This is a genomic window from Endozoicomonas sp. 2B-B, assembly GCF_053470045.1.
Genome location: NZ_JBLZMU010000001.1, coordinates 6,725,260 through 6,747,337, shown reverse-complemented (window position 1 = coordinate 6,747,337; position 22,078 = coordinate 6,725,260). Strand labels below are relative to the sequence as shown.

Sequence of the window (22,078 nt, the reverse complement as noted above, 5' to 3'; positions counted from 1 at the left end):
GTACCTGGCCAGTTGGTTTCGCATATTCTGGCGAGTGGATTTTTTCATCCATCAAGGCGCAACGACGGGCGCGTAGCCATAGCTACGCAACCAGAGTTGGAACGCAGAAGGATGGAAAAAGCCGCCGTCCAGAATATGCGAAACCAACTGGTTAGGTACTTAACATCAATAATGAGCCTTCCAGTCGGTAAAGCGCCTGAAGACGCAGTCCTGATCCAATAAGCCGTTGGAGCTTACTCCGAAACTCACCTCAAAAGAGTTAGCTTTACTGACCTTTCTGTTAGTCCTTCAGGAAACTTTTTTAATTGTTGGTGACTCTTAAACCTGAATCAATATCAATAAGGACAAAACAAACAATGAATGCTCGCCTCCCTGCTATTACTGGCAATGGTTCACAGACAATAGTTGCCCAAGGTGCTTCTTCTAGCGGCAATAGTTCACCGACTGATCAAGCTTGTCTCAGGAATCCCTGTAACATGGTTTCATCAGCTTATCACTCCGTGCTGGGAAGGCTCAGGCGGACTCATGTGAATGAGCATGTGAATGGGCTAATGCTGGAATCAAAAGCAATCTACAACAAAGACTACTTCATTGTGAGGCAAGAGACCTGGGAGTTCCCTGAGGGCAGAAAAATCTACGCGAGAAAGTGTCATAAGAACAGAGAGGCTGAAAAGAAGCTCAGAAGAGAAAAGAAGATGCTCAGGGCTGCTCAGGGTCCGTGTCCGTATATTGTGTCGTTTATTGAAACGAAGGACAAAAATCTGTTAATGCCCTACGCAGGCAAAACACTTCACGATATTTTGAAACGGGATCCAGGTCGAGGGCTACCAATTCACGAGTTTAGGCACTGTGTCAAGCAACTAATCCAGGGTGTTGCTCATCTACACCGTTTTGGGATCTGGCATTTGGATTTGAAACCCCTCAATCTGTTAATGGATGACAATGACAAACTCACCATTATTGATTTCGGTCATTCTCAGCATGCTGGTCGAGCTAGACGGGATTACCTGTGCACAGAGGGCTATAAACCTCCTGAAATGTTTTATCGGGGACCCAAGACCATTTCTGAGAAGACCGATATTTTCTCAGCGGGGGCTGTTTTTTTCGAGTTGTTGATGAATAAGCAACTTTTTGATCAGGTTCATTCTTTCTTTGAACCAAGCGTGAGATTTATGATGAACAAAGACTCCTATTACGAGTACCTGGACGATCGACTCAAAGGAGTTGAGGCCATTGATAAAGGCTATGCGGAATTAATAAGGTCAATGCTGGCCTGGAATCCAGAGCACCGGCCTTGTGCTCAATATGTGCTGACTTATTGCATGAACTCTTGACGAGAGAGGTTAAAGACCCAGCGGGGGTCAGGTGTCCTCGCCAGACACTCGCCTCAAAAGGGTTAGTTTTACTGACCTTTCCGTTACTCCTTCATAAAACTTTTTTTACTTTCGGTGTCTCTAAAGCTTGCATCAATCAGGAAAAAGACAAAAAAATGAATATAAGAATGGTTGCTCATATCCCTACTCTTACTGAAAGTGGGTCGCCAACAATAGTCGTTCAAAGTTCTGCTTCTAACGGTAATAGTTCACCGACTGATCAAGGTTGTCTCAGAAATCCATGTAACATCGCTTCATCGGCTTATCACTTCGTGTTGGGCAGGTTCAGGCGGACTCATGTGAATGAACATGTGAATGGTCGAATGCTGGACTCAAAATTACTCTGTTATAGTGGGTGCTTCGTTCTGAAGCAGGAGACCTGGGAGCTCCCTGAGGGTAGAAAAATCTACGCGAGAAAGTGTCTTAACAACAGAGCAGGTAAAAAGCTTCTCATAAATGAAAAGAAGATGCTCAGGGCTGCTCAGGGTCCGAATATTGTGCCGTTTATTAAAACGAAAGACAAAAGTCTATTGATGCCCTTCGCAGGTGAACCACTTATCTGTATTTTGGCTCGGGATCGGGGTCGAGGGCTACCACGACCCAAGTTTGAGAGCTATGCCCAACAACTCATGCAGGGTGTAGCTCACTTACATCATTCAGGGATCTGGCATTTGGATTTGAAACTCGCCAATGTCTTAGTGGATGAGAGCGACGAAGATAAACTCACCATTATTGATTTCGGTCTTTCTCAGCGTGCTGGTCGTGCTAAAAATAAGGATCCGGGCACAATGGGTTATAAATCTCCTGAAATGATTTGTTGGGGACACAAGGCCCTTTCTGCGAAAACCGATATTTTTGCAGCAGGGGTTATTCTTTTTGAGTTGTTGACGAATTACAGACTCTTTCCTCACTCTATTAATTTCCTTAACAAGGGATATGTGGCGAAAGAAGACTCATATTACGAGTACCTGAATAGACGACTGCAACTATTGGAGGATATTGATAATCACCATGCGCAATTAATAAGGTCAATGCTGGTCTGGAATCCAAAGGACCGGCCTGATGCCGATGAGGTGCTGGGTGATCTCTTGAGATACTGACTGTGACATCAAGAATGAGCCTTCCAGTCGGTAAAATGTCTGAAAATAGAATCCTGACCCAATAGGCTGATCATTGTTAGCTACTGTTGTTTACTCCGAAACTCGCCTCAAAAGGGTTAGCTTTACTGACCTTTCCGTTACTCCTTCATAAAACTTTTTCTACTTTCGGTGACTCTAAAGCTTGTATCAATCAGTAAAAGGACAAAAAAATGAATATAAGAATGGACGCTCATATCCCTACTCTTACTGAAGGTGGGTCGCCAACAGTAGTCGTTCAAAGTTCTGTTTCTAACGACAATAGTTCACCGACTGATCAAAGTTGTCTCAGGAATCCCTGTAACATCGCTTCATCGGCTTATCACTACGTGTTGGGCAGGTTCAGGCGGGTTAGTGTGAACGAGCAAATGCCGGGCTCAACAATAACTAATCTGAATGGGCAAATGCTGCGCACATCTTATGAGTATGATAACGGATACTTCTTTGTGAGGCGTGAGGTCTGGTGCTTCCCTGAGGGTGATAAAATCCTCATGAGGAAGTGCAGCCATGAGAGCAAATTGGCTAAAAATTATCTCAAACATGAAAAGAAGATGCTCAGAGCTGCTCAGGGTCCGAATATTGTGCCGCTCATTGAAACGAAGGGCACAAACATATTGATGCCCTACGCTGGCGAAACACTTCGCAATATTTTGGATCGGGATTCGAGCCGAGGGCTACCACTGCCCAGGTTTGAGAACTATGCCCGGCAACTAATGCAGGGTGTTGCACACTTGCATCATTCAGGGATCTGGCATTTGGATTTGAAAACCGCCAATGTGGTAGTGGATGAGGATAACGATGACAAACTCTCCATCATTGATTTCGGTGTGTCTCAGCGTGCTGGTCCGGCCAGGCAGGAGGTACTCTGCGCAGAAGGCCATAAACCTCCTGAAATGTTTCATCGGGGACCCAAGACCCTTTCCTGGAAAACCGATATTTTTTCAGCGGGGGTTATTCTTTTCAGGTTGTTAACGAATGACAGACCCTTTCCTGGTGTCCTTTCTATCTGTAGACCGACCTGTGGAGTGATGATGGAGAAAGACAGATATAACGAGTCTCTGGACGATCAAATGAAAAAGGTGGAGGCTATTGATGAACGCTATGGGAAATTAATAAGGTCAATGCTGGCCTGGAATCCGGAGGATCGGCCTGATGCAGGCGAAGTTCTGGGTTTTCTCATGGGATCTTGAAAAGAGAGGTTAAAGATCCTGGCGGTAGTCAGGTGTTCTCGCCAGACACCAGATATCGACACGTTCCACGCCCTGCTTTTTCAGAAGTCGGGCGATTTCCGTGACTGTTTCTCCGGTCGTGACAACATCGTCCACTATAGCGAGGTATTGATAGTTTGACTTGTCCGTCATGGTGAAAGCATTCCTGATATTGCTCCTGCGTTTTGAAGCCTTCAGACCCTGTTGGGGAATTGTGTGCTTCTGTCGTTTGATTAGATGGGCTTCCAATTTTATTTTCTGATAGGGCTGAAGGTTTTTAACCAGTTGCCTTGCCAGCAGCAGTGCCTGATCGAAGCCTCTTGTCCGTAGACGTTTATTGTGCAGCGGAACCGGCAGTATTGCCTGAGGCCACTCCCGGCCATCGTAGTGGTGGATCAGATTTCGAGTCAATTGATCGGCTACAGGTGGAAGGTAGATCAGTTGCTGATGGTATTTGATCTGTTTGAGAAGATGGTCAACGGGAAACTCGTAATTAAAGGCAGAATAACAGGTGTCGAATACCGGTTTCTTCTGGAGACAACGGGCGCAGAGTTCCAAAGCATTAAGTGGAACAGGAATGCCACAAGACTGACAGTGTTTTTCTGCAACAGGCAGTGACTTCATGCAAAGGCCGCAAACGGGCTGATTCATCGGCGTATCGGCCCGGCACAGCAAACAGCTCATGGAAATGAACTGTTTAAGATTTAACCACTTGTAAATATTGTTACGTTTTAACAATTGACGCATAGTTTCAATTAATTATCATCGATCCTGTTTTTGATCTTGATTTCTGATATTTGGTCTGACTTACAACAGAGAGCTTCTTCCCGGAAGAATCAGTGAAAAACATGACTAACCTTGCAAGCCTCAAGGACTCAGGTCCCAGCACACTTCGCCACGACTGGACACATGACGAAGTCGAAGCCCTGTTTCAAATGCCGTTCAATGATCTGATCTTCCAGGCTCAGCTGGCCCACAGAGAACATTTTGATCCCAACCGGGTGCAGGTTAGTACACTACTGTCCATCAAGACAGGTGCCTGCCCGGAAGACTGTAAATATTGTCCCCAGAGTGGTCACTACAACACCGGACTGAACAAGGAAAAGTTGATGGCAGTGCGCAAGGTTCTGGAAGAAGCTCGCCGCGCCAAAGCTTCCGGGGCGACCCGCTTCTGCATGGGGGCTGCCTGGAAAAACCCACCTGAGAAGGACATGCCCTACATTCTGGAAATGGTGAAAGGAGTCAAGGAAATGGGTCTGGAGACCTGTATGACCCTGGGTATGTTAGATGACGATCAGGCTGCACAGCTGGCCCGGGCTGGTCTGGATTATTACAACCACAATCTGGACACCTCACCAGAGTTTTACGGCAGCATCATCACCACTCGCACTTACTCAGATCGTCTTAATACCCTTGCCCATGTGCGTGATGCGGGAATGAATATCTGCAGTGGTGGTATCGTCGGTCTGGGTGAAACAGAAAGAGACCGTGCCGGTATGTTGATCCAGCTGGCCAACCTGCCCAAACATCCGGAGAGTGTGCCCGTGAACATGTTGGTTCGCGTCGAAGGTACGCCTCTGGCGGATGTCGAAGCCGTCGACGGTATTGATTTTGTTCGTACCATCGCAGTTGCCAAGATCATGATGCCTGCTTCCTGTGTGCGCCTGTCTGCCGGTCGTGAAAACATGAGTGATGAGCTGCAGGCTCTGGCTTTTCTGGCAGGCGCCAACTCAATCTTCCTGGGTGACAAACTGCTCACGACGGCTAATCCCAAAGAGAGCCAGGACCGACAACTCTTCGACAAACTGGGTATCAACAGAAGTGACGCCAACGGACTGGAAGAGCAGACGCTGGAGGCCATATGCCCTCTGCGCGGGCAGGACTCTTTATTTAATAATGAGTTGAATAATGAACAGTATTACGACGCCATGGGTCAGCAGGCTTCCTGATGGCTTTTGACCTTGAGAAGGACCTTCAGGCCCGGCGGACCCGGGGCCTTTACCGGACAAGGAAAACGCTTGAGGTCCCTCAGGGGGCAGAAGTGGTAGTCGATGGCAAGCCCTATCTGGCTTTCTGCAATAACGATTATCTGGGTCTGGCTAATCATCCGGGCATCCGTGCTGCCATGGTTCGAGCCACTTCTGAGTACGGTACCGGCGGCGGCGCTTCCCATTTGGTCATTGGCCATAGTCGTGCCCATCATCAGCTGGAAGAAGAGCTGGCAGAGTTCACCGGTCGTGAGCGGGTTTTGCTGTTTTCCAATGGCTACATGGCGAATCTGGGGGTCATCACTGCCTTGCTGGGTAAAGAGGATGCGGTTTTTCAGGATCGTCTGAATCATGCTTCTCTGCTGGATGCCGGTTTGTTATCCGGGGCAAGGTTTCAGCGATATCTCCACAAAGATCTGGCAAACCTGGAGACCCGGCTGAACCGCACCGATGGGCGGCGCAAGCTGATTGTTACTGACGGCGTTTTCAGTATGGACGGTGATCTGGCTCCTCTGAAAGCCTTATCAGAACTTGCCCATCGACAGGGTGCCTGGTTGATGGTGGATGATGCCCATGGCTTCGGTGTTCTGGGTAACAACGGCGGCGGAGTTGCTGAACATTGTTCTCTGGGTCAGAGAGACTTGCCGGTCCTGGTAGGAACTTTGGGTAAAGCGTTTGGTACGGCAGGCGCTTTCGTTGCAGGGAGCGAAGCCCTGATAGAAACTCTGATCCAGTTTGCCCGAACCTACATCTACACCACGTCAATGCCTCCAGCCATTGCAGAGGCAACGAGAGTGAGTCTTGGAATTCTGAAGGAAGAAAGCTGGAGACGAGAGCACCTGGACAAGCTGGTTCAATACTTCAGAAAAGAGTGCCAGCAGATGGGGCTGAAACTGATGGACTCGCACTCTCCGATTCAGCCTGTTATTGTCGGGTCTGCAGATACCGCTGTAGCCATGAGTGACGCTCTGGCAGCACAGGGTATCCTGGTGACGGCCATTCGACCCCCTACGGTTCCTGAAGGAACTTCAAGGTTACGCATTACCTTCAGTGCAGCTCACAAACAACAACATGTAGAACAGCTACTGCATGCACTGGAAAGAACAGTACGCCCATCACAGGAGGAAGTAGCGTGAGTTTACCCATTGTTCTGGTTAGTGGATGGGCGATGCCTGCAGCTGTCATGGAGCCTCTGGCGAGTGCTTTGGACGGCGATGGTCGAGTGTCTGTGGTGCAGCTGCCGGGCCTGGTCCGGGAGCGCAGAAAATATGACTGGAAGCAACTGCTGGACTACCTCGACATGCATTTGCTGGACCCTCCCGTCATCCTGGTTGGCTGGTCCTTAGGAGGCACTTTGGCTTCTATCTACGCCAGTCAGAATCCAGACAAGGTAGCCGGTCTGGTGACACTGGGCTGTAATCCCTGCTTTGTCAGAAACAAGGACTGGTCAGAAGCAATGCTGCCACAGACCTTTGAAAGTTTTTATGCCGGAATGCAAGAAGATTCTGCGGCCACCGTTGACCAGTTTTCCCTGCTCTGCTGCATGGGTAATGGCAATCGAAAAGAGGTCGCCAGACATTTGCAAAACGCGATTCGCCGGGACGCTGACCTGGAAGCAACCATTCTTCTGCAATTGCTGAAATTGCTGGGTACCAGTGACGTTCGTTCACAGCTGGCTGATATCCGTTGTCCGGTATTGCATTGTTTTGGCAAGGATGATGCGCTGGTGCCCATTGATACCGGCAAGAGAATCGAACAGGACTACCCGGGTCACAAAGTTCTGATGATGGAAGGCGGTCATTGCTTTTTCCTGGACCAGGGCTCTGGTGCCATCAGACAGGTAGCGGATCAGGTTAATCGCCTATGCAACCGAAGCTGAAAGCGGCTGATTGTGGGGCAGAAGCCCGCATCAACAAACAACGTGTTGCTGCCAATTTCAGTCGTGCTGCCACCACTTATGACTCCGCTGCAGTGCTTCAGAAGCGTGTAGCAGCCAGAGCCATGATGGGGCTGCCAACGGATATTTGTCCTGAGTATGTATTGGATCTTGGTTCAGGTACGGGCAGCCAGACTGGGTTACTCTCCGGACATTTCCCCGATTCCCATGTAACCGGTTTGGATCTGGCCATGGGCATGCTCAAGTTTGCCCGGTTGCAGTGCGACTCAGCTTCCTGGTGTTCAGGTGATATTGAGTCACTGCCGTTTAAGTCAGAAAGCTTTGACCTGGTGTTCTCCAACCTGGCCATTCAATGGTGCTCATTTGAGACGGTGCTGAAGGAAATCTATCGGGTACTCCAACCGGGTGGGGTCTTTGTTTTCTCCAGCCTGGCCAGTGGCACTATGGTGGAGTTGCAAGAAGCCTGGCGACAGGTCGACAGTCATGTCCATATCAACGGCTTTGACAGTTTTGAAAAGCAAAGGCTGTGGTTGCTTGAATCAGGCTTCAGGCAGCAATCTTTTAAGCAGCAGACTGAGACGCTTTACTACCCCGAGCTGTTTCAGATGTTGAGAGAATTAAAAGCATTGGGGGTCAATACCGTGCATGGTCGGCCATCCGGTTTGGTAACCCGGAGGCGATTGACCCAACTGCAGGAAGCCTACGAGTCTTTTCGGGCGGACGCCGGTTTACCCCTCTCCTATCAGGTGTTGTACGGAATTTTAAGAAAACCAGCCCATGCCTAGAACGTTTTTTGTCACCGGCACCGATACGGATGCCGGGAAGACTTTTGTCACCTGTGCAATGTTGCAGGCTGCCCATGAGCAAGGATTTAAAACACTGGCCCTGAAACCGGTGGCTGCGGGCTCCGATGAGACTTCAGACGGTCCAAGAAATGCTGATGCTCTGAACCTGATGAGTGCCATGAATGTCAAGTTGAGTTATCCACAGGTTAATCCGGTTCTTTTTGAAGCACCCATTGCCCCTCATATTGCGGCACAGGAAGAAGGTCGGCGAATCACTGTCGATCGTCTGACCGGCTTTTGCCGTGGAGCCTTGATGACCCGCCATGATCTTTCCTTCATTGAAGGCGCGGGCGGCTGGCGAGTCCCTCTGAACGACCGGGAAATGCTGGCCGATCTTGCCAAGGCGATGAACCTCCCGGTGATTCTGGTAGTAGGAATGAAGCTCGGATGTATCAGTCATTCCCTGCTGACGGTCGAATCCATTTTGCAAAGTGGTTGTCAGCTGGTGGGTTGGGTGGCCAATCAGGTGGATCCTGACATGAGCCGCTTTCAGGAAAATGTTGAAGCTCTCAAGCAGTCAATTCATGCGCCCTGCCTTGGCGTTGTTCCCTGGTGTTTTGAAGATCAGCCGGGTGACGCGGTAGCCAGTCTTGATCTCTCTCCTTTAACTGTCTGATCTTTTGTGAACTACTTTTTTCCTACCTTGCCCCGGCGTTGATCAGGAGTCTCGCGCAGTCAGCATTGCCCATCCCGGTTGCGATGGCGAGAAGAGTGGTGCCATCCGACAAGACGGCGTGGAGGTCAGCCCCGGCGTTGATAAGGAGTTCCACGCAGTCGGTGTTATCTTCTTGTACAGCCATGAGCAACGGGGAGGCACCATCCTCGATCCAGACGGCATTGAGATCGGCCCCGGCGTTGATCAGGAGTTTCACGCAGTCGATGTGATTTTCTTGTGTAGCGATGAACAGTGGGCTGGCGCCATCCTCAGCCCGGGCGTTGATATCCGCCCCGGCGTTGATCAGGAGTTCCACGCAGTCGGTATTGCCCTTCTGGGCTGCGATGAATAGTGGGGAGGCATCATTCTCGATCCAGACGGCATTGAGATCGGCCCCGGCGTTGATCAGGAGTTTCACGCAGTCAATGTGATTTTCTTGTGTAGCGATGAACAGCGGGCTGGTGCCATCTTTGATCCGGACGGCGTTGATATCAGCCCCGGCGTTGATCAGGAGTTTCAGACAGTCGGTGTTATTTTCTTGTGCAGCGATGAACAGCGGGCTGGTGCCATCCTTAGTCCGGGCGTTGAGATCAGCTCCAGCCTTGATCAGGAGTTTCACGCAGTCGGTGTTATTTTTCAGGGCAGCGAAGTGCAGTGGGGTGGCATCCTCCTCATTCCGAGCGGTGTCGACGTCCGCTCCGGCGTTGATCAGGCGTTCGACGATAGCCTTGTGCCCCCGGTAGGATGCGATCATCAGGGCAGTGTAACCTTCATGTGTAGCGGCATTGACATTGATTCCTTCTGCCAGTGACTTTTCCACCTGATCCAAATCCCCATCATAACAGGCATCATAAAACGCCTGATCGGGGAAAAATGTATCCGGGTGAGATTCACCGGTGTTCAGATTCACCACAGGCATCGGGTCCTGCCGACACATTGCACAGCGTCGTGAGCCGATGGGCTGATCAACAAAACACCTCGAAATACAGTCCAGATCGAAGCGGTGACCACAACATTGGGTTTTGACGACCACGGGTGCTTCACTTCGGTCATGGAAGTAAGCCAGACAAATAGGACAGTGATCAGCCTTCACTGTCGAGAGGGCAGCGAGCAATGTCATCCACGAGAAGAACATCTGTGTTGGTCAATAACTAGCACCGGTTAGATACAAAAGAGCAGGATAGTCCATTTATATGGCTAACAAAGTTTGCTGTGGCTAAATAATCACGCATTGCAAAACTCAAGAAGATGGGTACACCTGAGAACCCTGTTTACTGGGCAAGATCACATTTTTCTTTTGTTTCTTTCACCGCCCCTTTTCCCTTCATTGCCCCGGCGATGGTCAGCAGGTTCACGCAGTCGGTATTGCTTATCTCGGTCGCGATGGACAGCGGGGTGGTGCCATCCGACAAGGCGGCGTTGAGATCGGCCCCGGCCCTGATCAGGAGTTCTACGCAGTCGGTGTTATTTTCTTGAGCAGCGATCAACAGTGGGGTGGCGCCACTCTCAGTCCGGGGGTTGAGATCCGCCCCGGCGTGGATCAGGAGTTTCACGCAGTCGATATTGCCGCGCAGGGCAGCGATCAACAGCGCGGCGGCGCCATGCTTGGTCTGGGCGTTGAGATCTGCCCCAGCGTGGATCAGGAGTTCCACGCAGTCAATGTGATTTTCTTGTGCAGCCATGAACAGTGGAGTGGTGCCATTCTTAGTCTGGGCGTTAAGATCCGCCCCGGCGTTGATCAGGAGTTTCAGGCAGTCGATGTGATTTTCTTGTGCAGCGATGAACAGTGGGGTTGCGCCACTCTTAGTCCGGGCGTTGAGATCCGCCCCGGCGTTGATCAGGCGTTTCACAAACTCGGTATTGCCCTGATGGGCTGCGATTAACAGCGAGGTCGCACCATCCTCAGTCCTCCGGGCGTCAAGATCGGCCCCGGTGTTGATCAGGAGTTCTACGCAGTCGGTATTACCCTTCAGGACTGCGGTAAGTAGTGGGGTGATGCCTTTCCTGGACCGGGCGTTGATATCTGCCCCGGCGTTGATGAGGAGTTTCACGCAGTCGATGTTATTACGCAGGGTGGCGATGTACAGCGGGGTAGCGCCATCCCTGGGCCTGACAGCGTTGAGATCCACTCTGGCATTGATCAGTATTTTAATGCAGTCGGTGTTATTTTCTTGTGCAGCCATGAACAGCGGGGTGGCACCATCTTTGATCGGGACGGCGTTGATATCAGCCCCGGCGTTGATCAGGAGTTTCAAGCAGTCGGTGTTATTTTCTTGTGCAGCCATGAACAGCGGGCTGGTGCCATCTTTGATCCGGACGGCGTTGATATCAGCCCCGGCGTTGATCAGGAGTTTCAGACAGTCGGTGTTATTTTCTTGTGCAGCGATGAACAGCGGGCTGGTGCCATCCTTAGTCCGGGCGTTGAGATCAGCTCCAGCCTTGATCAGGAGTTTCACGCAGTCGGTGTTATTTTTCAGGGCAGCGAAGTGCAGTGGGGTGGCATCATCCTCATTCCGAGCGGTGTCGACGTCCGCTCCGGCGTTGATCAGACGTTCGACGACGTCCGTGTGCTCCCTGATGGATGCGATCATCAAGGCAGTGTAACCACCATGCGCAGGGGCATTGACATTGACCCCTTCTGCCAGTGACTTTTCCACCTGATCCAAATCCCCATCATAACAGGCATCATAAAATGCCTGATCGGGGAAAAATGTATCCGGGTGAGATTCACCAGTGTTCAGATTCACCACAGGCATCGGGTCCTGCCGACACATAGCGCACCGACGTGAGCCGATGGGCTGATCAACAAAACACCTTGAAATACAGTCCAGATCGAAGCGGTGACCACAACATTGGGTTTTGACGACCACAGGGGGCAGACTTCGGCCATGAAAGCAAGCCAAACAAATAGGACATTGATCGGCCTTCAGTGTCCATGGGGAGAGTAAAGAGAGCAATGCGATCCGTAAAAAGAACATCTGTGTTGGTCAAACAAGTGGCAAGGGTTTGATACAAAAAAATTATGGTAGTTTATTTATGGGCCTATCAAAGTTCGCTGTGGCTAAATAATCACGCATTTTAAAATACAGAAGCCGACAACAACTGAAAGCCGTGTTCACTGGATAATACAACGACTTTCTGTTGTTCCCTCCCTTGCCCCGGCATTGATCAGGAGTCTCGCGCAGCCAGCATTGCCCATCTCGGTTGCGATGGCGAGAGGAGTAGTGCCATCCGACAAGGCGGCGTTGATATCTGCCTCGGCCCTGATCAGGCGTTTCAGACACTCTATATTGCCATCCCGGGCTGCGATGAACAGCGTGGTCGCGCCATCCTCAGTCCTTCGGGCGTTGAGGTCAGCCCCGGCGTTGATCAGAAGTTCCATGCATTCGGTATTGGCCTTCCGGGCTGCAATGAATAGCGGGGTGGTGCCATCCTTACCCGGGATGTTGATGTCTGCCCCGGCGTTGATCAGGAGTTTCAAGCAGTCGGTGTTATTTCTATAGGCAGCAACGAACAACGGTGTGGCACCAAGCTTGGTCCAGACGGCGTTGAGATCCGCCCCCTCTTTGATCAGAAGTTTAACGCAGTCGATGTGATTTTCTTGTGCAGCTATTAACAGTGGGCTGACGCCATCCTTAGCCCGGGCGTTGAGATCCGCCCCGGCGTTGATCAGGAGTTTCAGGCAGTCGGTGTTATTTTCTTGCGCAGCGATGAGCAGCGGGGTGGCACCATCCTGGGTCAGGGCGGCGTTGAGATCTGCCCCGGCGTTGATCAGGAGTTTCAGGCAGTCGGTGTTATTTTCTTGTGCAGCCATGAAAAGCGGGCTGGCGCCATCATTATTCTGGGCGTTGAGATCAGCCCCGGCTTTAATCAAGAGTTTCAAACAGTCGGTGTTATTTTCTTTTGCAGCGATAAACATTGGGGTGGCGCCTCTCTCATTCCGGGGGTTGAGATCCGCCCCGGCGCTGATCAGGAGTTTCAGGCAGGCGGTGTGATTTTTTCGTGCAGCGATAAGCAATGGGGTGGAGCCACTCTTGTTCCGAGGGTTGAGATCCGCCCCGGCGCTGATCAGGAGTTTCACGCAGTCGATGCTATTACGCAGGGCTGCCATGAACAGCGGGCTGATGCCGTCTTCAGTTCGGGTGTTGATATCAACCCCGGCCTTGATCAGGGCTTTCATGCAGTCGGCGTTATTTTCCTGGGCAGCCAAGAGCAGCGGGGTGACGCCATACCCAGGCCCGGCATTGAGATCTGCCTTGGCTTCGATCAGGGCTTTCACGCAGTCGGTATTGCCCTTCGCAGCAGCGATGAGCAGCGGGGTGATGCCATCCTCAGTTTTGACGTTGAGGTTCGCCTTTGCTTCGATCAGGGCTTTCACGCAGTCGGTATTGCCCAACTGGGCGGCCATGAACAGTGGGGTGGAGCCATCCTCAGCCACCGCATTGAGATCTGCACCGGCCTTGATCAGGAGATTCACGCAGTCGGTGTTATTATTCTGGGCAGCGAGGAACAGTACCGTGCCACCATCCCCATCGGCGGCGTTGGGATTCGCCCCGGCGTTGATCAAGAGTTTCACACAGTTGATGCTATTTCTCAGGACAGCGATGTACAGCGGAGTGATGCCATCTTCAATTCTGGTGTTGATATCCGCCCCTGCCTTGATCAGGAGATTCACGCAGTCGGTGTTATTTTCCTGGGCAGCGAGGAACAGTGCCGTGGCACGAGCCTCACTGGTGGCGTTGAGATTCGCTCCGGCGTTGATCAGGCACTCGACGATAGCCTTGTGCCCCCGGTAAGATGCGATCATCAAGGCAGTGAAATCATCATGCGTAATGGCATTGACATTGACGCCTTCTGCCAGTGACCTCTCCACCTGATCCAAATCCCCGTCTAAACAGGCATTAAAAAACGCCTGATTGGGGAAAAATGTGTCCGGATGAGATTCACCGGTGTTCAGATTCACTACAGGCATCGGGTCTTGCCGACACATAGCGCACTGGCGTGAGCCGATGGGCTGATCAACAAAACACCTTGAAATACAGTCCAGATCGAAGCGGTGACCACAGCATTGGGTTTTGACGATCACAGGGGCTTCAGTTCTGCCATGAAAGTAAGCCAAACAAATAGGACAGTGATCGGCCTTCAGTGTCCACGGTGAGAGGATAGAGAGCAATGCGATCCGTAAGAAGAACATCTGTGTTGGTCAGGCAAGTGGCCAGGGTTTGATGCAGAAAAATTATGGTAGTTTATTTATAGGCCTATCAAAGTTTGCTGTGGCTAAATAATCACGCATTTTAAAATACAGAAGCCGACAACAACTGAAAGCCGTGTTCACTGGATAATACAAGGCCTTTCTGTTGTTCCCTTCCTTGCCTATCTTTCCTGTCTGGCCCCGGCGTTCATCAGGAGTCTCGCGCAGTCGGTATTGCCCATCCCGGTTGCGATGGCGAGAGGAGTGGTGCCATCCGACAAGGCGGCGTTGAGATCGGCCCCGGTGTTGATCAGGAGTTCCACGCAGTCGGTATTGCCCTTCTGGGCAGCGATGAATAGCGGTGTGGTGCCATCCTCGCCCGGGATGTTGATATCTGCCCCGGCACTGATCAGGATTTTTACGCACTCGGTATTGCCCATCTCGGCTGCGATGTGCAGGGCAGTGGTGCCGTATTTAGTCCGGGCGTTGAGATTCGACTCGGCGTTGATCAGGAGTTTCAGGCAGTCGGTGTTATTTTTGTGTGCAGCGACGTGCAGCGGGGTGCCGCCATGATTATTCTGCTTGTTAAGGTCCGCCTCTGCTTTGATCAGGAGTTTTACAATATCGGTGTTATTTTCTTGTGCAGCAATGAACAACGGGGTGGCACTCTCCTTGATCCAGACGGCGTTGAGATCCGCCCCCTCTTTGATCAGGAGTTTCACGCAGTCGGTGTTATTTTCTTGTGCAGCCATGAACAGTGGGCTGGCGCCGTCCTTAGTCCGAGCGTTGATATCCGCCCCCTCTTTGATCAGGAGTTTCAGGCAATCGATATAATTTTTTTGTGCAGCGATGTACACAGGGCTGGCTCCATTCTTAGTCCGGGCGTCGATATCCGCCCCCTCTTTGATCAGGAGTTTCAGGCATTCGATATGATTTTCTTGCGCAGCGATGTACACAGGGGTGGCACCATCGTTATTCGGGGTGTTGATATCCGCCCCCTTTTTGATCAGGAGTTTCACGCAGTCGATGCTATTGCGCAGGACGGCGACAAACAGCGGGGTCATGCCATCTTCAAATCGGGCATTAAGATCCGCCTTGGCCTTGATCAGGAGTTTCATGCATTCGGTGTTATTTGCCTGGGCAGCCAAGAGCAGCGGAGTGGTGCCATTCTCAGGACCGGCATTGGGATCTGCCTTGGCTTCGATCAGGAGTTTCACGCAGTCGGTGTTGTCTCTCGCAGCAGCCATGATTAGCGGGGTGTTGCCATCCTCATCCTTGGTGTTGAGGTTCGCCCTGGCTTCGATAAGGGCTTTCAGGCAGTCGGTACTGCCCATCTCGGCAGCGATGGACAGAGGGGTAGCACCATTCTTGGCCCCAGCATTGAGATCTGCCCCTTTATTGATCAGGAGCTTCAAGCAGTCGCTGTTATTTTCCAGGGCAGCATAGAGCAGTGGGGTGGCGCCATCCTCATTCCGAGCGGTGTTGACGTCCGCTCCGGCGTTGATCAGACGTTCGACGATATCCGTGTGCCCCTTGATGGATGCCAACATCAAGGCAGTCAAACCATTCGTCATAACGGCATTGACATTGACGCCTTCTGCCAGCGACCTCTCCACCTGATCCAAACCCCCATAATAACAGGCATCATAAAATGTCTGATTGGGGAAAGATGTATCCGGGTAAGATTCACTGGTGTTCAGATTCACTACAGGCATCGGGTCTTGCCGACATATCGCGCAGTGTCGTGAGCCGACGGGCCGATAAACAAATTGTTCTGAAATACAGTCCAGATGGAAGCGGTGGCCACAGTGGGTTCGACATTGCGTTTTGAGGACCACTGGTGGCACATCGTGGCCACGAAAATCAGCCAAACAAATAGGACAGACACTATCCTCCGGCTTTACGTCATTTCCCATGGAGGGGAGGGCGAGCAAGAGCAATGCCATCCGTAAGTAGAACATCTGTGAAACGAGCTGGATAGTATGAATTTGACTTAAGAACATTAGGATAGTTCATTTATGTGGCTATAAAGTTCGCTGTGGCTAAATCATCACCTATTTCAAAAACTCAGAAGATGGGAACACCTGAGAGCCTTGTTCACCGGACAACCTAACGCCTTTCTTTTGTTCTTTTCACCGCCTGCGTTCCCTGCCTTGCCCTGGCATTGATCAGGAGTTCCACGCAGTCGGTATGGCCCATCCCGGTTGCGATGGCGAGAGGAGTGGTGCCATCCGACAAGGCGGCGTTGATATCTGCCTCGGCCCTGATCAGGCGTTTCAAACACTCGATATTGCCTTCCCGGGCTGCGATGAACAGCGGGGTCGCGCCATCCTGAGTCCTGCGGGCGTTGAGATCGGCCTCGGTGTTGAGCAGGCGTTCCACGCAGTCGGTATGGCCCTTCTGGGCTGCGATGAATAGCGGGGTGGTGCCATCCTCACCCGGGATGTTGATGTCCGCCCCGGCACTGATCAGGATTTTTACGCACTCGGTATTGCCCATCTCGGCTGCGATGTGCAGGGCAGTGGTGCCGTATTTAGTCCGGGCGTTGAGATTCGACTCGGCGTTGATCAGGAGTTTCAGGCAGTCGGTGTTATTTTTGTATGCAGCGACGTGCAGCGGGGTGCCGCCATCATTATTCTGCTTGTTAAGGTCCGCCTCTGCTTCGATCAGGAGTTGTACAATATCGGTGTTATTTTCTTGTGCAGCAATGAACAACGGGGTAGCACCCTCCTCGATCCAGACGGCGTTGAGATCCGCCCCCTCTTTGATCAGGAGTTTCACGCAGTCGGTGTTATTTTCTTGTGCAGCCATGAACAGTGGGCTGGCGCCATCCTCAGTCCGGGCGTTGATATCCGCCCCCTCTTTGATCAGGAGTTTCAGGCAGTCGATATGATTTCTTAGTGCAGCGATGTACACAGGGCTGGCGCCACTCTCAGTCCGGGCGTTGATATTCGCCCCCTCTTTGATCAGGAGTTTCACGCAGTCGATGCTATTACGCAGGACGGCGACAAACATCGGGCTCATGCCATCTTCAGATCGGGCATTAAGATCTGCCCCGGCCTTGATCAGGAGTTTCAGGCAGTCGGCGTTATTTTCCTGGGCAGCCAAGAGCACCGGGGTGATGCCACTCTTATGCCCGGCATTGGGATCTGCCTTGGCTTCGATCAGGGCTTCCACGCAGTCGGTCTTGCCTTTCGCAGCAGCGATGAGTAGCGGGGTGTGGCCAGCCTTATCCTTGACGTTGAGGTTCGCCTTCGCTTCGATCAGGGCTTTCACGCAGTCGATGTTGCCCAACTGGGCGGCCATGGACAGTGGGGTGGAGCCATCCTCAGTGCCAGCATTGAGATCTGCCCCGGCCTTGATCAGGAGTTTCATGCAGTCGGTGTTATTTTCCTGGGCAGCAGCAAACAGTGCCGTGGCACCAGTCTCACTGGCAGTGTTGAGATTCGCTCCGTGGCTGATCAGGCGTTCGACGATAGCCTTGTGCCCCCGGTAAGATGCGATTATCAAGGCAGTGACATCATCATACCTAACGGCATTAATATTGACTCCTTCTGCCAGTGACTTCTCCACCTGATCGAAATCCCCGTCATAACAGGCAGTATAAAACGTCTGATTGGGGAAAAATGTATCCTGGTGAGATTCACCGGTCTTCAGATTCACAACAGGCATGGGGTCTTGCCGACACATCGCGCAGTGTCGTGAGCCAACGGGCTGATGAACAAAGTGTCTTGTAATGCAGTCCAGATGGAAGCGGTGGCCACATTGGGTTCGACATTGGGTTTTGACGTCCATTGGCGCCACATCGCGGCCATGGAATTCATCGTGACAAATAGGGCAGACATCGGCCTCCGACTTTACGTCAGCTCCAATGGTGAGAGGGGGGCGAGCAATACCATCCATAAGTAAAACAACTGTGAAAGCAGCAAAATAATATAGATATGACATGAGAGCCGGTAGGATAGTTCATTTATGTAGCTGTAAAGTCCGCTGTGGCTAAATAATCAACTATTTCAAAATATCTGATGCATATCTGCCGCAATACCGGCACCGGGTCATGCCGACCTGTCGCACACCGGCCTCATTCACCTTCCCTGCATTGCCTCTGTTGCCTGCCTGGTCCCGGCGTTGGTCAGGAGTCTCGCGCAGTCGGCATTGCCCATCTCTGTTGCGATGGCGAGAGGAGTGGTGCCGTCCGACAAGGCGGCGTTGATGTCTGCCTCGGCTCTGATCAGGCGTTTCAGACATTCGATATTGCCTTCCCGGGCTGCGATGAACAGCGGGGTCGCGCCATCCTGAGTCCTGCGGGCGTTGAGATCGGCCTCGGTGTTGAGCAGGAGTTCCACACAGTCGGTATGGCCCTTCCGGGCTGCGATGAATAGCGGGGTGGTGCCATCCTCACTCGGGATGTTGATGTCTGCCCCGGCACTGATCAGGCGTTTCACACACTCGGTACTGCCCATCTCGGATGCGATGTGCAGTGCCGTGGTGCCGTATTTAGTCCGGGCGTTGAGATCTGCCCCGGCGTTGAGCAGGAGTTTCAGGCAGTCCGTGTTATTTTTTTGCGCAGCGATGTGCAGCGGGGTGCCGCCATCATTATTCTGCTTGCTAAGGTCCGCCCCTGCTTCGATCAGGAGTTTTACAATATCGGTTTTATTTTCTTGTGCAGCAATGAACAACGGGGTGGCACCCTCCTTGATCCAGACGGCATTGAGATCTGCCCCCTTGTTGATCAGAAGTTTCACACATTCGATGTGATTTTTTTGTGCAGCGATGAACAATGGACTGACGCCGTCCTTAGTCCGGGCGTTGATATCCGCCCCCTCTTTGATCAGGAGTTTCAGGCAGTCGATATGATTTTCTTGCGCAGCGATGTACGCAGGGGTGACACCATTGTTATTCGGGGCATTGATATCCGCCCCCTCTTTGATCAGGAGTTTCACGCAGTCGATCCTATTACGCAGAACGGCGATGAACAGCGGGGTCATGCCGTTTTCAGTTCGGGCATTGAGATTCGCCTTGGCCTTGATCAGGGCTTCCATGCAGTCGCTATGACCTCTCGCAGCAGCGATCATCAGCAGGGTGCTGCCAGCCTCGGTCCGGACGTTAGGATCCGCCCCGGCGTTGAGCAGGAGTTTCACGCATTCGATGTGATTAGTTTGTACCGCAATGAAAAGCGCGGTGACGCCATTCTCATTATTGGTATTGAGATTCGCCTTGGCTTCGATAAGGGCTTTCAGGCATTCGGTATTGCCCATCTCGGCAGCGATGAACAGAGGGGTGGCACCATTCTTGGCCTCAGCATTGAGATCTGCCCCTTTATTGATCAGGAGTTTCACGCAGTCGGTGTTATTTACCTGGGCAGCGTAGAGCAGTGGGTTGGCGCCATCTTCATTCCGAGCGGTATTGACGTCCGCTCCGGCGTTGATCAGACGTTCGACGACATCCGTGTGCCCCCTGATGGATGCCACCATCAAGGCAGTCAAACCATACGTCATAACGGCATTGACATTGACGCCTTCTGCCAGCGACCTCTCCACCTGATCCAAATCCCCGTAATAACAGGCATCATAAAATGCTTGATTGGGGAAAGATGTATCCGGGTAAGGTTCACTGGTGTCCAGATTCACTACAGGCATCGGGTCTTGCCGGCACACCGCGCAGTGTCGTGAGCCGATGGGCTGATAAACAAATTGTTCTGAAATACAGTCCAGATGGAAGTGGTGGCCGCAGTGGGTTCGACATTGGGTTTTGACGTCCACTGGCGCCACATCGTGGCCATGAAATTCAGTCAAACAAATAGGGCAGACCTCGGCTTCCGACTTTACGTCAGCGCCAATGGGGAGAGGGGGGTGAGCAAGGCTATCCATAAGAGTTGAACATTCTTGATATCCAATAAATAGTACTGATCAGACATAAGAAAATTACGATAGTTCATTTTGTTTCTTTCACCGCCTCTGTCCCCCTCTTTGCCCCGGCGTTTATCAGGAGTCTTGCGCAGTCGGCATTGCCCATCCCGATTGCGATGGCGAGAGGAGTGGTGCCGTCCGACAAGGCGGCGTTGATGTCTGCCTCGGCTCTGATCAGGCGTTTCAGACATTCGATATTGCCCTCCCGGGCTGCGATGAACAGCGGGGTCGCGCCATCCTGAGTCCTGCGGGCGTTGAGATCGGCCTCGGTGTTGAGCAGGAGTTCCACGCAATCGGTATGGCCCTTCTGGGCTGCGATGTGCAGTGCAGTGCTGCCGTATTTAGTCCGGGCGTTGAGATCTGCCCCGGCGTTGAGCAGGAGTTTCAGGCAGTCCGTGTTATTTTCTTGTGCAGCAACGTGCAGCGGGGTGAAGCCATGATTATTCTGCTTGTTAAGGTCCGCTTCTGCTTCGATCAGGAGTTTTACAATATCGGTGTTATTTTCTTGTACAGCAATGAACAATGGGGTGGCACCCTCCCTGATCCAGACGGCATTGAGATCTGCCCCCTCGTTGATCAGAAGTTTCACACATTCGATGTGATTTTTTTGTGCAGCGATGAACAGTGGACTGACGCCATCTTTAGCCCGGGCGTTGATATTCGCCCCCTTTTTGATCAGGAATTTCAGGCAGTCGATATGATTTTCTTGCGCAGCGATGTACACAGGGGTGACACCATTGTTATTCGGGGCATTGATATTCGCCCCCTCTTTGATCAGGCGTTTCATGCAGTCGATGCTATTACGCATCACGGCGATGAATAGCGGGGTCATGCCATCTTCAGTTCGGGCATTAAGATCCGCCCCGGTCTTGATCAGGGCTTCCATACAGTCGCTATGACCCATCGCAGCAGCGATCATCAGCGGGGTGCTGTCATCCTTATTCCGGGCGTCGGGGTCTGCCTTGGCTTTGAGCAGGGCTTTTACGCAAGCGGTATGGCCATTCGCAGCAGCGATGAACAGCAGGTTGCTGCCAGCCTTGGTCCGGACGTAGGATCCGCCCCGGCGTTGAGCAGGAGTTTCACGCATTCGATGTAATTATTTTGTACCGGAATGAAAAGCGCGGTGACGCCATCCTCATCCCTGGTGTTGAGGTTCGCCTTGGCTTCGATAAGGGCTTTCAGGCAGTCGGTATTGCCCATCGCGGCAGCGATGGACACAGGGGTGGCACCATTCTTGGCCTCAGCATTGAGGTCTGCCCCTTTATTGATCAGGAGCTTCACGCAGTCGCTGTTATTTTCCTGGGCAGCGAAGAGCAGTGGGGTGCCGCCATCCTCATTCCGAGCGGTGTTGACCTCCGCTCCGGCGTTGATCAGACGTTCGACGATATCTGTGTGCCCATTGATGGATGCCAACATCAAGGCGGTCAAACCATCCGTCATAACGGCATTGACATTGACGCCTTCTGCCAGCGACCTCTCCACCTGATCCAAATCCCCGTAATAACAGGCATCATAAAATGCTTGATTGGGGAAAGATGTATCCGGGTAAGGTTCACTGGTGTCCAGATTCACTACAGGCATCGGGTCTTGCCGGCACACCGCGCAGTGTCGTGAGCCGATGGGCTGATAAACAAATTGTTCTGAAATACAGTCCAGATGGAAGTGGTGGCCGCAGTGGGTTCGACATTGGGTTTTGACGTCCACTGGCGCCACATCGTGGCCATGAAATTCAGTCAAACAAATAGGGCAGACCTCGGCTTCCGACTTTACGTCAGCGCCAATGGGGAGAGGGGGGTGAGCAATGCTATCCATAAGAGTTGAACATCCTTGATAACTAATAAATAGTTCGAGTTAGACATAAAAAAAGTACGATAGT

17 protein-coding genes are annotated in these 22,078 nt (G+C 51.9%); 8 read left to right on the top strand and 9 right to left on the bottom strand.

Features of this window, described 5'->3' with window-relative positions; all coding sequences use genetic code 11:
* Positions 1-356 precede the first annotated feature (356 nt).
* From ACOMHB_RS24145 to ACOMHB_RS24135, 3 genes are all read left to right on the top strand, one after another.
* Complete coding sequence (locus ACOMHB_RS24145; RefSeq protein ID WP_448218559.1) at positions 357-1,334, top strand: protein kinase domain-containing protein; 978 nt, start codon at positions 357-359, stop codon at positions 1,332-1,334.
* A 155-nt stretch (positions 1,335-1,489) separates the two neighbouring features.
* Positions 1,490-2,473 carry a protein kinase domain-containing protein gene (locus ACOMHB_RS24140; RefSeq protein ID WP_448218558.1) on the top strand — a complete coding sequence of 328 codons (984 nt, stop codon included), beginning with the start codon at positions 1,490-1,492 and terminating at the stop codon, positions 2,471-2,473.
* A gap of 209 nt (positions 2,474-2,682) precedes the next feature.
* Positions 2,683-3,699, top strand: a complete 1,017-nt coding sequence (locus ACOMHB_RS24135) for a serine/threonine protein kinase (RefSeq protein WP_448218557.1) — start codon at positions 2,683-2,685, stop codon at positions 3,697-3,699.
* Positions 3,700-3,708: 9 nt separating this feature from the next.
* Here the strand turns inward: ACOMHB_RS24135 and ACOMHB_RS24130 are convergent, their stop codons facing one another.
* A complete protein-coding gene (locus ACOMHB_RS24130; protein WP_448218556.1) occupies positions 3,709-4,401 on the bottom strand; it encodes a ComFC family protein in 693 nt (230 codons plus the stop codon).
* Positions 4,402-4,565: 164 nt separating this feature from the next.
* Between ACOMHB_RS24130 and bioB the strand changes: the two genes are divergently transcribed.
* Genes bioB through bioD form a run of 5 tightly spaced genes read left to right on the top strand, consistent with a single transcriptional unit; the run spans position 4,566 to position 9,063 of the window.
* Entirely contained in the window at positions 4,566-5,666 is a 1,101-nt protein-coding gene (gene bioB, locus ACOMHB_RS24125; RefSeq protein WP_448218673.1) for a biotin synthase BioB, read from the top strand.
* On the top strand, positions 5,666-6,841 hold the full coding sequence (gene bioF / locus ACOMHB_RS24120; RefSeq protein WP_448218555.1) for an 8-amino-7-oxononanoate synthase: 1,176 nt from the start codon (positions 5,666-5,668) through the stop codon (positions 6,839-6,841). Before bioB ends, bioF begins: the two co-directional genes overlap by 1 nt.
* A complete protein-coding gene (locus ACOMHB_RS24115) occupies positions 6,838-7,584 on the top strand; it encodes an alpha/beta fold hydrolase (RefSeq protein WP_422135654.1) in 747 nt (248 codons plus the stop codon). Before bioF ends, ACOMHB_RS24115 begins: the two co-directional genes overlap by 4 nt.
* Positions 7,569-8,387 carry a malonyl-ACP O-methyltransferase BioC gene (bioC, locus tag ACOMHB_RS24110; RefSeq protein ID WP_448218554.1) on the top strand — a complete coding sequence of 273 codons (819 nt, stop codon included), beginning with the start codon at positions 7,569-7,571 and terminating at the stop codon, positions 8,385-8,387. Before ACOMHB_RS24115 ends, bioC begins: the two co-directional genes overlap by 16 nt.
* Positions 8,380-9,063, top strand: a complete 684-nt coding sequence (gene bioD, locus ACOMHB_RS24105; RefSeq protein ID WP_448218553.1) for a dethiobiotin synthase — start codon at positions 8,380-8,382, stop codon at positions 9,061-9,063. Before bioC ends, bioD begins: the two co-directional genes overlap by 8 nt.
* Before the next feature lie 22 nt (positions 9,064-9,085).
* Here bioD and ACOMHB_RS24100 read toward each other — a convergent pair whose 3' ends face one another.
* From ACOMHB_RS24100 to ACOMHB_RS24065, 8 genes are all read right to left on the bottom strand, one after another.
* Positions 9,086-10,237: an ankyrin repeat domain-containing protein gene (locus ACOMHB_RS24100; protein ID WP_448218552.1), complete on the bottom strand. Its 1,152-nt coding sequence runs from the start codon at positions 10,235-10,237 to the stop codon at positions 9,086-9,088.
* A 136-nt stretch (positions 10,238-10,373) separates the two neighbouring features.
* Positions 10,374-12,080 carry an ankyrin repeat domain-containing protein gene (locus ACOMHB_RS24095; RefSeq protein ID WP_448218551.1) on the bottom strand — a complete coding sequence of 569 codons (1,707 nt, stop codon included), beginning with the start codon at positions 12,078-12,080 and terminating at the stop codon, positions 10,374-10,376.
* Between the two features lie 137 nt (positions 12,081-12,217).
* On the bottom strand, positions 12,218-14,296 hold the full coding sequence (locus tag ACOMHB_RS24090; RefSeq protein WP_448218550.1) for an ankyrin repeat domain-containing protein: 2,079 nt from the start codon (positions 14,294-14,296) through the stop codon (positions 12,218-12,220).
* 179 nt (positions 14,297-14,475) lie between these two features.
* Positions 14,476-16,254, bottom strand: a complete 1,779-nt coding sequence (locus tag ACOMHB_RS24085) for an ankyrin repeat domain-containing protein (RefSeq protein ID WP_448218549.1) — start codon at positions 16,252-16,254, stop codon at positions 14,476-14,478.
* A 148-nt stretch (positions 16,255-16,402) separates the two neighbouring features.
* Entirely contained in the window at positions 16,403-18,196 is a 1,794-nt protein-coding gene (locus tag ACOMHB_RS24080) for an ankyrin repeat domain-containing protein (RefSeq protein ID WP_448218548.1), read from the bottom strand.
* 182 nt (positions 18,197-18,378) lie between these two features.
* Positions 18,379-20,163 (bottom strand): ankyrin repeat domain-containing protein, encoded by a 1,785-nt coding sequence (locus ACOMHB_RS24075; protein ID WP_448218547.1) that lies wholly within the window; start codon positions 20,161-20,163, stop codon positions 18,379-18,381.
* A 64-nt stretch (positions 20,164-20,227) separates the two neighbouring features.
* Positions 20,228-21,289 carry an ankyrin repeat domain-containing protein gene (locus ACOMHB_RS24070; RefSeq protein ID WP_448218546.1) on the bottom strand — a complete coding sequence of 354 codons (1,062 nt, stop codon included), beginning with the start codon at positions 21,287-21,289 and terminating at the stop codon, positions 20,228-20,230.
* Positions 21,184-22,014, bottom strand: a complete 831-nt coding sequence (locus ACOMHB_RS24065) for an ankyrin repeat domain-containing protein (protein ID WP_448218545.1) — start codon at positions 22,012-22,014, stop codon at positions 21,184-21,186. The genes ACOMHB_RS24070 and ACOMHB_RS24065 overlap by 106 nt, the downstream gene beginning before the upstream one ends.
* Positions 22,015-22,078 lie beyond the last annotated feature (64 nt).

Coding starts and splice junctions, on each gene's coding strand:
- ACOMHB_RS24145 (WP_448218559.1), top strand. CDS start 357: ATGAATGCTCGCCTCCCTGCTATTACTGGCAATGGTTCACAGACAATA.
- ACOMHB_RS24140 (WP_448218558.1), top strand. CDS start 1,490: ATGAATATAAGAATGGTTGCTCATATCCCTACTCTTACTGAAAGTGGG.
- ACOMHB_RS24135 (WP_448218557.1), top strand. CDS start 2,683: ATGAATATAAGAATGGACGCTCATATCCCTACTCTTACTGAAGGTGGG.
- ACOMHB_RS24130 (WP_448218556.1), bottom strand. CDS start 4,401: ATGAGCTGTTTGCTGTGCCGGGCCGATACGCCGATGAATCAGCCCGTT.
- bioB (WP_448218673.1), top strand. CDS start 4,566: ATGACTAACCTTGCAAGCCTCAAGGACTCAGGTCCCAGCACACTTCGC.
- bioF (WP_448218555.1), top strand. CDS start 5,666: ATGGCTTTTGACCTTGAGAAGGACCTTCAGGCCCGGCGGACCCGGGGC.
- bioC (WP_448218554.1), top strand. CDS start 7,569: ATGCAACCGAAGCTGAAAGCGGCTGATTGTGGGGCAGAAGCCCGCATC.
- bioD (WP_448218553.1), top strand. CDS start 8,380: ATGCCTAGAACGTTTTTTGTCACCGGCACCGATACGGATGCCGGGAAG.
- ACOMHB_RS24100 (WP_448218552.1), bottom strand. CDS start 10,237: ATGTTCTTCTCGTGGATGACATTGCTCGCTGCCCTCTCGACAGTGAAG.
- ACOMHB_RS24095 (WP_448218551.1), bottom strand. CDS start 12,080: ATGTTCTTTTTACGGATCGCATTGCTCTCTTTACTCTCCCCATGGACA.
- ACOMHB_RS24090 (WP_448218550.1), bottom strand. CDS start 14,296: ATGTTCTTCTTACGGATCGCATTGCTCTCTATCCTCTCACCGTGGACA.
- ACOMHB_RS24085 (WP_448218549.1), bottom strand. CDS start 16,254: ATGTTCTACTTACGGATGGCATTGCTCTTGCTCGCCCTCCCCTCCATG.
- ACOMHB_RS24080 (WP_448218548.1), bottom strand. CDS start 18,196: ATGGATGGTATTGCTCGCCCCCCTCTCACCATTGGAGCTGACGTAAAG.
- ACOMHB_RS24075 (WP_448218547.1), bottom strand. CDS start 20,163: ATGGATAGCCTTGCTCACCCCCCTCTCCCCATTGGCGCTGACGTAAAG.
- ACOMHB_RS24070 (WP_448218546.1), bottom strand. CDS start 21,289: ATGCGTGAAACTCCTGCTCAACGCCGGGGCGGATCCTACGTCCGGACC.
- ACOMHB_RS24065 (WP_448218545.1), bottom strand. CDS start 22,014: ATGGATAGCATTGCTCACCCCCCTCTCCCCATTGGCGCTGACGTAAAG.